The sequence below is a fragment of the Pseudomonas sp. R4-34-07 genome, from assembly GCF_003852375.1.
In the GTDB taxonomy this organism is placed as follows: domain Bacteria; phylum Pseudomonadota; class Gammaproteobacteria; order Pseudomonadales; family Pseudomonadaceae; genus Aquipseudomonas.
Window position 1 is genome coordinate 5,204,340 of sequence record NZ_CP027760.1, and the last position, 10,454, is coordinate 5,214,793.

Consider the following 10,454-nt stretch of genomic DNA (forward strand, 5'->3'; position numbering starts at 1 on the left):
TTGCCCGCGTCGTCAAGGAGACACTGTATGGCAAGCTTTTCCCACGCGGTGGGTGCACAGACCTACCGCTTCGACAGCCTCAAGGACCTGATGGCCAAGGCCAGCCCGGCGCGTTCCGGCGACTTCCTGGCGGGCGTGGCGGCGCACAATGATGGCGAACGGGTCGCGGCCCAAATGGCGCTGGCCAACACCCCGCTCAAGCACTTCCTGGAAGAAGTGTTGATTCCCTATGAAAACGACGAAGTCACCCGGCTGATCATCGATACCCACGACAAACAGGCCTTCGCCACGGTCAGCCACCTGACCGTCGGCGGCCTGCGCGACTGGCTGCTCAGCGACGCCGCCGATGAACAATCCCTACGCGCACTGGCGCCGGGGCTGACCCCGGAAATGGCCGCCGCCGTGTCCAAGATCATGCGCGTACAGGACCTGGTACTGGTGGCACAGAAGATCCGCGTGGTCACCCAGTTTCGCGGCACCATGGGCCTGCGCGGACGCCTGTCCACACGCCTGCAACCCAACCATCCCACCGACGAACCGGCCGGTATCGCCGCCAGCATTCTCGACGGCCTGCTCTACGGCAACGGCGACGCGATGATCGGCATCAACCCGGCCACTGACAGCATCGCCTCGATCTGCGCCATGCTGGAGATGCTCGACGCAATCATTCAGCGCTACGACATCCCCACCCAGGCCTGCGTGCTGACCCACGTCACCACCTCCATCGAAGCGATCAACCGTGGCGTGCCGCTGGACCTGGTGTTCCAGTCGATCGCCGGCACCGAAGCGGCCAACGCCAGCTTCGGCATCAGCTTGAGCCTGTTGCAGGAAGGCTATGACGCGGGCTTGAGCCTCAACCGCGGCACCCTGGGGCAGAACCTGATGTATTTCGAAACCGGCCAGGGCAGCGCCTTGTCGGCCAACGCGCACTTCGGCGTCGACCAGCAAACCTGTGAAACCCGCGCCTATGCCGTGGCCCGGCACTTCAAACCGTTTCTGGTGAACACCGTGGTCGGCTTTATCGGCCCCGAATACCTGTACAACGGCAAACAGATCATCCGCGCCGGGCTCGAAGACCACTTCTGCGGCAAGCTGCTCGGCGTGCCGATGGGTTGCGACATCTGCTACACCAACCACGCCGAAGCCGACCAGGACGACATGGACACCCTGCTGACCCTGCTCGGCGTGGCCGGGATCAATTTCATCATGGGCATCCCCGGCTCCGACGACATCATGCTCAATTACCAGACCACCTCGTTCCACGACGCGCTGTATGCGCGCCAGACCCTGGGGTTGAAACCGGCGCCGGAGTTCGAGCAATGGCTGGCGAAAATGGGCATCTTTACGCAAGCCGACGGCAAGGTGCGCTTCGGCAACAGCCTGCCACCGGCGTTCCGCCACGCGTTGGCGCAACTGGGATGAAGGAGCCGCCTGTGCAACTCGACCTGCCTGACAACCCCTGGCTGCAATTGCGCCGCCTGACCCCGGCGCGCATTGCCCTGGGCCGCACCGGCACCAGCATTCCCACCAACGCGCAGCTGGATTTCCAGTTGGCCCACGCCCAGGCGCGGGATGCGGTGCATCTGCCCTTCGACCATGAAGCGCTGAGCCGCCAATTCGCCGAACGCGGCCGCGACAGCCTGTTGCTGCACAGCGCCGCCACCGACCGGCATATGTACCTGCAACGGCCGGATCTGGGACGTCGCCTCAGCGATGAATCGGCGCAGACCCTGCGTGATTACGCGGCGGCGCATCCCGATGGCGTGGACCTGGCGATCGTGGTCGCCGATGGCCTTTCGGCGCTGGCCGTGCATAAACACACCGCGCCTTTTCTTGCACGCCTGGAAGAACAGACCCACGCCGAAGGTTGGTCCCTGTCACCGGTGATCCTGGTGGAACAGGGCCGCGTCGCCGTGGCCGATGAGATCGGGCAGCTACTCGGCGCCAAAATGGCGGTGATCCTGATCGGCGAACGGCCGGGGCTGAGTTCGCCGGACAGCCTGGGCCTGTATTTCACCTACAACCCCAAGGTTGGCCTCACCGACGCCTATCGCAACTGCATCTCCAATGTGCGCCTGGAAGGCCTGAGTTACGGCATGGCGGCCCATCGCCTGCTGTACCTGATGCGCGAGGCCTGTCGCCGGCAACTGTCCGGGGTCCATCTCAAGGATGAGGCGCAACTGCAGACGATCGAATCAGATGACCCGGACCTGATGAAAGGCAACTTCCTGCTTAGCCCACCTGCGGATTGATCGCGGCACGATTGCGCTTTTTCGCGGCATTAGGCAGCATCAAGCCACCACCGCGCGTGTGGTCATACCCATTTGGATGTTGAGGCCTGGCATGCGGATTATTCAAGCGACCCTGGAACACCTGGACCTGCTGACCCCGTTGTTCGTCAAATACCGCGAGTTCTATGGTGCCCTGCCGTTCCCGGACTCCTCGCGGGCCTTTCTGGAAAAGCGCCTGCGGCGCAAGGAATCGGTGATCTACCTGGCGCTGGCCGATGATGATGACAAGCGACTGCTGGGGTTCTGCCAGCTGTATCCGAGCTTTTCCTCGTTGTCGTTAAAACGCGTGTGGATCCTCAATGACATCTATGTGGCCGAGGACGCACGTCGACAATTGGTCGCCGACAACCTGATGCGCACGGCGAAGAAGATGGCCAAGGAAACCCACGCGGTGCGGTTGCGGGTGTCTACCAGCAGCGACAACGACGTGGCGCAAAAGACTTATGAGTCGATAGGGTTTCGCGAAGACACCGAATTCAAAAACTACGTGCTGTCGATCAACGAAGACTGACCCTCAAACACCGCCGATCCCCTGTGGGAGGGGGCTTGCTCCCGATAGCGGTATGTCAGCCAATACTCATGTCCCTGACCCACCGCAATCGGGAGCAAGCCCCCTCCCACATTAAACCGGCACCCAACCGCTTCACACTTTCACGACACTCCCCGCTACAAAAGCCACACGCTTTTCACCATTCAATCCGTATAATGCCGACCTTTCAGGGTTGTAAGAATCTCGACATACACGTGTAGCCTTATTCCCCGTCGTCCCCGCACTGGCCTGCTGAGCCGGGCCATTCACACAGGTGCCATCCATGGATTTCAACCCGCTTGACCTTATCCTGCATCTCGACGTTTACCTCGACATGCTGGTAACCAACTATGGTCCGTGGATCTACGCCATTCTGTTCCTGGTGATTTTTTGCGAGACCGGCCTGGTGGTCATGCCGTTCCTGCCGGGTGATTCGTTGCTGTTCATTGCCGGCGCTGTCGCCGCAGGTGGCGGCATGGACCCGGTGTTGCTGGCCGGCCTGCTGATGCTGGCAGCCATCCTCGGCGACAGCACCAACTATGTAATAGGACGAACCGTGGGCGAGCGCTTGTTCAGCAACCCGAACTCGAAAATTTTCCGCCGCGACTACCTGCAAAAAACCCACGACTTCTATGACAAGCACGGCGGCAAGACCGTGACCCTGGCGCGCTTCCTGCCGATCCTGCGCACCTTCGCGCCGTTCGTCGCCGGCATTGCCAAGATGCCCTACCCGCGTTTCTTCGGTTTCAGCGTGCTGGGCACCATCCTTTGGGTCGGCGGCCTAGTGACTTTGGGTTACTTCTTCGGCAACGTGCCATTTATCAAGAAGAACCTGTCGTTGCTGGTGGTGTTCATCATCTTGCTATCCCTTGTGCCGATGATCATCGGCGTGGTGCGCAGCCGCTTTGGCCGCACCTCCTCCGAAGCCAACCCGCACTGATCGCCCATGTGGTCCCTCAGCGCCTGGCGTCGCCGGCGCCTGCTGGCCAAGCACCCGATTGCCGATGACACCTGGCAACGGGTGCGTCACCACCTGACCTTCCTCGACGGCATCACCGCCGAGCAAGACCAGTGGCTGCGCGAAGCCTGTGTGCTGTTCCTCGCCGAAAAACACCTCACCGCCCTGCCCGGCGTCGAACTGCATCAGGAACAGCGCTTGCTGCTCGCGGCCCAGGCGCAACTGCCGCTGATGAACCTGGGTGACCTCGACTGGTATCAGGGCTTCCATGAAATCGTGCTGTACCCTGACGACTTTCTCAGCCCGCAACGTCATCGCGATGCCAGCGGCGTGGAACATGAGTGGGACGGCGAGCACAGCGGCGAAGCCTGGCAACAAGGCCCGGTGATCCTCGCCTGGCCCGGCGTACTGGCCAGCGGCCAATGGGAAGGCTACAACCTGGTCATCCATGAGCTGGCGCACAAACTGGACATGCTCAACGGCGACGCCAACGGCCTGCCCCCACTGCACAACGACATGCGCGTGCAGGAATGGGCCAGCGTGATGCAAAGCGCCTTCGACGACCTCAATCACCAACTGGACGCCAACCCGGACGCCGACACCGAGATCGACCCGTACGCAGCGGAAAACCCGGCGGAATTCTTTGCCGTCACCAGCGAGTATTTTTTCAGCGCCCCGGATTTACTGGTCCGCCATTACCCACAGGTGTACGCCCAACTCAGCCGCTTCTACCGCCAGGACCCGCTGGCCCGCCTGACCCAACTGCAAGCCCACGACCCGCGCTACCAGCCGCAGGTCGAATGACCGTACGACGCTTGGCGCATGGCATCGGCGTCAGAATATGCCTATAATCGCCGCCACTTTTAGGCCAATCCGGCCATGTCATATGGCCAACTACGGGGGCAACGCCCAATGAGCTACAGCAAGATTCCGGCTGGCAAAGACCTGCCGAACGACATCTACGTCGCCATCGAAATTCCGGCCAACCACGCGCCGATCAAATACGAAATCGACAAAGACAGCGACTGCCTGTTCGTTGACCGTTTCATGGCCACCCCGATGTTCTACCCGGCCAACTACGGTTTCATTCCCAACACCCTGGCTGACGACGGTGACCCCCTCGACGTGCTGGTCGTGACCCCTTACCCGGTCACCCCAGGCTCGGTCATTCGCGCACGCCCGGTCGGCATCCTGAACATGACCGACGACGGCGGCGGCGATGCCAAAGTTATCGCAGTGCCACACGACAAGCTGTCCCAGCTGTACGTCGACGTGAAGGAATACACCGACCTGCCGACACTGCTGCTGGAACAGATCAAGCACTTCTTCGAGAACTACAAAGACCTCGAAAAAGGCAAATGGGTGAAGATCGACGGTTGGGGCAACGCAGACGCTGCCCGCGCCGAGATCATGAAGTCGGTAGCCGCCTACAAAGGCTGATACTTGCGCCTCATTGCCACGGCAATTAAAAAGCCCCGATTATTCGGGGCTTTTTTTATGAACATTAAACACCGAGTTCAACGTTTGATTTCCATGTTTAACTAACACGAACGAATGAAGAATCAAGCTACAACTAAGGAAAAACCTACACACGCAACTCAACGCATAGTTTATTTGAATAGTTTTCCTGGCCGGTAAACTCTGCGTTTATGAATACATCAGGTGATCGTTTAAAAGCGCTATTACGGGAAGTTCATCTTTCCGCCTCCGACTTCGCCAAGAATCGCGGCGTCACGCCTCAGCACGTGAACAACTGGTTCAAACGCGGCGTCCCCATGGGCCGACTCAACGAGTTCGCAGAACTGCTGTGCGTTTCCAGTCGCTGGTTAAGCGACGGTCGCGGCCCCAAACACCCACCGGTCAACTACCTGTTGGACGGCCCCACCGCAAGGATTGCACCGACCCGCGAAGACATCGGCAAATACCTCACAGGCCCTGCCTGCCGCCCGGATAGTACCGACGTGGAGATCCCCCTCCACCCCACATTCACCTCAACCGAACGCATCCGCGTCACCCAGCACACCCTCGAAACCCTCAACGTAAACCCCGACCGCGCGGTCGGCGCCTACATGGTCGACAACAGCATGATCGACATCATCCAACAAGGCGCCACCCTCGCCATCGATAAAGGCCGCACCCAAATCATCGACGGCGAAATCTACGCCGTCGAACACGACGGCATGCTGCGCATCAAATACCTCTACAACCGACCTGGCGGTGGCCTGCGCATGCGCAGCCACAACGCCAGCGAACACCCGGACGAATACCTCACCTACGACGAACGCTTCGAGCAGAACTTCCAGATAGTCGGCTGGGTATTCTGGTGGTCCACCCTCAACAACCGCCGCCCACCGGTACCGCTGGACGAACACCTGCTGGGCTGGGAAGGCTCTGAATCGGAACCGGAGGTGGGCAACTGAGGTGAATGTGGGTATCATGCGCCGCACATTTGGCAGGGGGTGGCTTTTAAGCTATTTACCCTGCCAGGCGATGCGGAGGAGTTCCCGCAGATGCCCTACTATTCAGCCCGACGCAATGTGGGCTGAGCGATTTGAAGGCTGATGAGGTTTGTCAAAAACAAGCTGAGACAGTCCCCGAGAAGCCGGCCACAAGCCGGCTTTTTAATGCCCGTCTATCTCGGCCTTATCCAGCCAATAATCCCTCAACCACCGCCTCCAGCTTCGCCACTGCCTCCATCCGTTTTGCAGCAGATATTTGCCTGATGTTATGTAACTTCCATTGCACCGCAGGCAACTGATCTATTCCCGACACGTTCAGCGTCGCCCAGTCTGGCTCTCCATGTTTGACCGAAATCAGAAAGGCGGCATCCTGTTCACCGAATTGTTGGCGGATCGCAGCCAGCAATGCCTCCCTGGTAGCTTCCAACTGGCCAAGTGTGACCTGCTCTCGCGTCATGCCGGCAAATTCAGCCTCAAATGCGCTCGCCAACGGTTTCCAGCGCGGAGCAAGCAATTCAGCCATGGGCCGGCCGTGGCTGATCAGGTACACCAGAAAGCCGTCGAAGATTTCACGCGTCAGCCCTTCCTCTCGAAGCATCAACATCACGTCGAAAAGGTCTCTGGGATGTTGCCGATCCAGCGCAGCGCAGATTTTGCCGCCGTATAGGTCGGGCAAGGACACCACTGCAATGGAGGCGAACCCGAATTCATCTTCGACCCGTGGCACTACGTCTTGCGTTGCCGGTGGATGCACGGTGCCGCGCAGCACCGGCGAAACTTCAATCTTGATTTGGGCCTGAGGGTTTCTGACGAGAATCCGAAGCTCATCGTCTCGATTGCCTTGAACGGTCGCGAGGGTTCGGGGAAGGCCCCGCCCTATAGCATCGGCGATCCGCTCCAGGGCCTGACGAACATCGACCAATGCCTGCTGGCGATCAGAGCTGGGCAGATACGCCAAGTCTATATCTACCGACAACCGAGGCAGGTCACGTACGAACAGATTTATCGCCGTTCCGCCCTTCAGTGCAAAACATCGTTGCGCCGCTACGTAAGGAATGACCTGCACCAGCAGACGAACCTGAGCGGCATAACGTGGATCAAGTGGCATTGGCAAAACGCTCCGGAACGGTAATAAGGAACTCGTTATCGAGTCGACCGCCCCGGATGATTTGCCGCTTGCCCTTGCCTAGATCGATGCTGGAACGATCTATTCGCGCGTACCAGGCATGGCCCGCCTTACGCGCCAGCACAAAGAACACACGTTTGACGCGAATGGAGTTGCACGCTTCAAGCAGCTTCTGCAGGCGCCTGGGGCTCAGTGTGGCAAGCCCGTTGAGGATATCGGCCACGCCGCTGAACAGCATCTCGTCGGCGCTTTGGTGAATAAGCTCGAGCACCGCACGTTCCGGGGTGGAGATTTTTAGCGCGAATTGACGGTAAGGTATTTGGAAAACTTGTAACGCCATATCTTCCAATTCCGTAAAGAGCACGCCCGGATAGAAGTTCACCTGCGCTTCCCATGCATGCTTGCGAAACCAACCGGGAGGAACGGCCCCTGATAGGCCGAATAGATCTACAGACTCTTTTCCAAACGTCAGGTAATGGCTGTAACCGGCCAAGCTCAAGGCCGTCGCGCCGCCCGGCCAAACCTGCACTGTTGCGCCCTGTTGCAACGCGAATACACCGCCGTGCCAGTCGATGCTCTCGCCGCTGCGTTTCCAGGCACCGTGACCCACGCGTTCGACCCAGCCTGTTTGCTGATATTTCTGAATGAGATTCGGGCCAACACCCTGTTCGCGCAGCCACGCTTGGGTGGCGATGACGCCCGATGGCCAATTGGCTAGAAGCTGGTTTATTTTCATTTAAAATATCACCCTATAAGGGTCTTTATATAATGAATATTAAACCATGGTAGCGCTATGTGGAGTCATTCTTTTCCACCTTTTGATTGTCTCCTTCCTGTTGACGGTAAGACACGCGCCAGCCGATTTATCACTTTCAGACCAACCATTAATCTGTGCCCATGTTGAACACAACGCCCAACCAACCTAAACAAAAAAAGGATTCAACCATGAGCACTCCAACCTACAACCGCCTCAACAAAGACGACGCCATTGTCCTGCTGGTCGACCACCAGACCGGCCTGATCTCCCTGGTGCAGGACTTCTCCCCCAACGAGTTCAAGAACAACGTGCTGGCCCTGGCCGACCTGGCCAAGTTCTTCAACCTGCCGACCATTCTCACCACCAGTTTCGAGCAAGGCCCCAACGGCCCACTGGTGCCGGAGTTGAAGGAAATGTTCCCGGACGCGCCGTATATCGCTCGCCCAGGCCAGATCAACGCCTGGGACAACGAAGACTTCGTCAAGGCGATCAAGGCCACCGGGCGCAAGCAGATCATCATCGCCGGCGTGGTGACGGATGTGTGCGTGGCGTTCCCAACCTTGTCGGCGCTGGCGGAAGGGTTTGAGGTGTTCGTGGTAACGGATGCGTCGGGCACGTTCAATACCACGGTGCAGCAGGCGGCATGGAGCCGGATGACCCAGGCGGGTGCGCAGTTGATGAACTGGTTTTCGGTGGCGTGTGAGTTGCACCGTGACTGGCGCAACGATATCGAAGGGCTGGGGAATTTGTTGTCCCAGCGGATTCCTAACTATCGCAATTTGATGAATGGGTATGCGGCGCTGACGGCTCAGCAGAAATAAGTCAGCCCAGTGTGACGATAAGCCTGCCCTGAAAAGGCAGGCTTTCGGTGTTTGAACCGGCTTACCCCGCCAGCTCTCTCTCTATCTGCTCAATGCTGGGCAAACTGGTCTGCAGTTCTGCCGACAAAGACTCTACCCACTGATATTCCGCCACACCGATAGGCCGGTTGTTATCGCGCAGAGCATATTCAGCCACCACCTCATTTTTACCCTTGCACAGCAACAGGCCAATGGTCGGGCCATCCTGTGGGTGCTTCAGTTCGGCATCTACAGCCGCGAGATAGAAGCTCAACTTGCCCAGATGCTCGGGCTTGAATTTACCCGCCTTGAGTTCGATCACTACGTAGCAGCGCAGTTTCAAGTGGTAAAACAACAGGTCAACGAAGAACTCATCACCGCCAACATTCAGCAGTACTTGCCGGCCAACGTAGGCAAAGCCCGCGCCCAACTCTAATAAGAACTCAGTGACATGTTTGATCAAAGCATTTTCGATATCACGCTCTTTCGCATCCAGGCCCAGGCTTAGGAAGTCAAAGCGATAAGGGTCCTTGAGAGATTCTCGTGCCAGATCGGATTGTGCCTTGGGCAAATGGCTTTCGAAGTTGCTGACTGCCTTGCCACTGCGCTCCAGCAAGCAATTTTCGATGTGCAGTAACAGCGTGTTCCGCGACCAGCTGTGTTTAACTGCCTGGGTGATGTACCAGCGACGTGTTTCCGGGCCGGGAAGCTTTTCGAGCAAACACCACGTTGTGACCCCAGGGCAATTGTGCAGCAGCCTGTTGCACAAATTCCGAATCCGGCCACGCCTCGGCAAAAGCACGCATGTACTTGAGGTTGCGCGGCGAAAAACCCTTAATGTCGGGAAACGCTGCACGCAGATCCTGCGCAAGGCGGTCGATCACTTTGCTCCCCCAGCCTTGATCGCTCTGACGGGCCAAAATTTCGCGTCCAATCTGCCAGTAGAGCATCACCAATTCACGATTGACCGCGATTGACGCGCGCTGCTGTGCGTTATGGATACGGCTCTTGAGGCCTGTCAGCCAATCGGTGTAGCCATCAGGCGGCGCGTTTAAACCGATAGAGGCCTCGTTCATATTTTTTTACCGTTGTGTTTTCGGCAGGCTAGTCAAGCCGCCGGGCCGTCACAAGAGCTCTTAAATAGTCTAGGAAGGGTCCTGCTTACCTTACGGAACGGTCCTGCTGTTCGGGCCCGCGCGGGGCTCTCCGCTGACGCAGAGGGCCAACCGGCTGAAATAGGCCGGCGCACTATCTGAAAAAGAACTTTTCATGCATATCGGCAAAGCCGCGCAGGTGTCCGGCACGACCATCAAGGCGTTTCGTCATTATGAGGTCATCAGGTTGATGCCCGAGCCCCAGCGCCAGGGCGGTCATCGCGTCTATACGGCGAAAAGTTTCGAATCGCAACGGATGGGGGTCTGGTTGAATGCATTTGAGTCCTGCTGAAAGGCGCTCATTGGGCACTATTCGTCAATCAGCAGCATCGCAATCTGAA

Annotated in this window: 10 protein-coding genes and 2 pseudogenes; 9 read left to right on the plus strand and 3 right to left on the minus strand. The window is 58.4% G+C overall.

The annotated features are described in order from the left end of the window. The first annotated feature begins 27 nt into the window (after window positions 1–27). The 7 genes from C4J85_RS23935 to C4J85_RS23965 all read left to right on the plus strand — a co-directional run bounded on the left by C4J85_RS23935 (window position 28) and on the right by C4J85_RS23965 (window position 6,198). Window positions 28–1,422 (plus strand): ethanolamine ammonia-lyase subunit EutB, encoded by a 1,395-nt coding sequence (locus tag C4J85_RS23935; protein WP_124408281.1) that lies wholly within the window; start codon window positions 28–30, stop codon window positions 1,420–1,422. Next, window positions 1,419–2,252 (plus strand): ethanolamine ammonia-lyase subunit EutC, encoded by an 834-nt coding sequence (eutC, locus tag C4J85_RS23940; protein WP_124410872.1) that lies wholly within the window; start codon window positions 1,419–1,421, stop codon window positions 2,250–2,252. The genes C4J85_RS23935 and eutC overlap by 4 nt, the downstream gene beginning before the upstream one ends. 91 nt (window positions 2,253–2,343) lie before the next feature. After that, the gene (locus tag C4J85_RS23945) at window positions 2,344–2,802 is read left to right on the plus strand and encodes an N-acetyltransferase (RefSeq protein ID WP_124368498.1); all 459 of its coding nucleotides are present in this window, start codon (window positions 2,344–2,346) and stop codon (window positions 2,800–2,802) included. Between the two features lie 301 nt (window positions 2,803–3,103). Then, complete coding sequence (locus C4J85_RS23950) at window positions 3,104–3,760, plus strand: DedA family protein (RefSeq protein WP_046069710.1); 657 nt, start codon at window positions 3,104–3,106, stop codon at window positions 3,758–3,760. A gap of 6 nt (window positions 3,761–3,766) precedes the next feature. Beyond that, window positions 3,767–4,582 carry a zinc-dependent peptidase gene (locus C4J85_RS23955; protein ID WP_124368499.1) on the plus strand — a complete coding sequence of 272 codons (816 nt, stop codon included), beginning with the start codon at window positions 3,767–3,769 and terminating at the stop codon, window positions 4,580–4,582. Window positions 4,583–4,690: 108 nt separating this feature from the next. Next, on the plus strand, window positions 4,691–5,218 hold the full coding sequence (gene ppa, locus C4J85_RS23960; protein ID WP_124410873.1) for an inorganic diphosphatase: 528 nt from the start codon (window positions 4,691–4,693) through the stop codon (window positions 5,216–5,218). Window positions 5,219–5,427: 209 nt separating this feature from the next. Then, window positions 5,428–6,198, plus strand: coding sequence for a S24 family peptidase (locus C4J85_RS23965; RefSeq protein ID WP_124408284.1), 771 nt, complete (start codon window positions 5,428–5,430; stop codon window positions 6,196–6,198). Window positions 6,199–6,421: 223 nt separating this feature from the next. Here the strand turns inward: C4J85_RS23965 and C4J85_RS23975 are convergent, their stop codons facing one another. Further along, a complete protein-coding gene (locus C4J85_RS23975) occupies window positions 6,422–7,345 on the minus strand; it encodes a nucleotidyl transferase AbiEii/AbiGii toxin family protein (protein ID WP_124410874.1) in 924 nt (307 codons plus the stop codon). Next, on the minus strand, window positions 7,335–8,099 hold the full coding sequence (locus C4J85_RS23980; RefSeq protein ID WP_124410875.1) for a type IV toxin-antitoxin system AbiEi family antitoxin: 765 nt from the start codon (window positions 8,097–8,099) through the stop codon (window positions 7,335–7,337). Before C4J85_RS23980 ends, C4J85_RS23975 begins: the two co-directional genes overlap by 11 nt. Before the next feature lie 209 nt (window positions 8,100–8,308). On the opposite strand from C4J85_RS23980, the gene ycaC reads away from it, so the two are divergent. Beyond that, the gene (gene ycaC, locus C4J85_RS23985) at window positions 8,309–8,941 is read left to right on the plus strand and encodes an isochorismate family cysteine hydrolase YcaC (RefSeq protein ID WP_057724871.1); all 633 of its coding nucleotides are present in this window, start codon (window positions 8,309–8,311) and stop codon (window positions 8,939–8,941) included. A gap of 61 nt (window positions 8,942–9,002) precedes the next feature. Here the strand turns inward: ycaC and C4J85_RS23990 are convergent. Further along, window positions 9,003–10,035 (minus strand): annotated as a pseudogene (locus C4J85_RS23990) (YhcG family protein). Window positions 10,036–10,228: 193 nt separating this feature from the next. On the opposite strand from C4J85_RS23990, the pseudogene C4J85_RS24000 reads away from it, so the two are divergent. Further along, a pseudogene (locus tag C4J85_RS24000) lies at window positions 10,229–10,360 on the plus strand (MerR family DNA-binding transcriptional regulator); the annotation flags it as partial. Between the last annotated feature and the right edge of the window lie 94 nt (window positions 10,361–10,454).

Excerpts from the sequence above, each read along its gene's own strand:
- C4J85_RS23965 (WP_124408284.1), top strand. The coding sequence starts at position 5,428 with ATGAATACATCAGGTGATCGTTTAAAAGCGCTATTACGGGAAGTTCAT.
- C4J85_RS23975 (WP_124410874.1), bottom strand. The coding sequence starts at position 7,345 with ATGCCACTTGATCCACGTTATGCCGCTCAGGTTCGTCTGCTGGTGCAG.
- C4J85_RS23955 (WP_124368499.1), top strand. The coding sequence starts at position 3,767 with ATGTGGTCCCTCAGCGCCTGGCGTCGCCGGCGCCTGCTGGCCAAGCAC.
- ycaC (WP_057724871.1), top strand. The coding sequence starts at position 8,309 with ATGAGCACTCCAACCTACAACCGCCTCAACAAAGACGACGCCATTGTC.
- C4J85_RS23980 (WP_124410875.1), bottom strand. The coding sequence starts at position 8,099 with ATGAAAATAAACCAGCTTCTAGCCAATTGGCCATCGGGCGTCATCGCC.
- ppa (WP_124410873.1), top strand. The coding sequence starts at position 4,691 with ATGAGCTACAGCAAGATTCCGGCTGGCAAAGACCTGCCGAACGACATC.
- eutC (WP_124410872.1), top strand. The coding sequence starts at position 1,419 with ATGAAGGAGCCGCCTGTGCAACTCGACCTGCCTGACAACCCCTGGCTG.
- C4J85_RS23950 (WP_046069710.1), top strand. The coding sequence starts at position 3,104 with ATGGATTTCAACCCGCTTGACCTTATCCTGCATCTCGACGTTTACCTC.
- C4J85_RS23945 (WP_124368498.1), top strand. The coding sequence starts at position 2,344 with ATGCGGATTATTCAAGCGACCCTGGAACACCTGGACCTGCTGACCCCG.
- C4J85_RS23935 (WP_124408281.1), top strand. The coding sequence starts at position 28 with ATGGCAAGCTTTTCCCACGCGGTGGGTGCACAGACCTACCGCTTCGAC.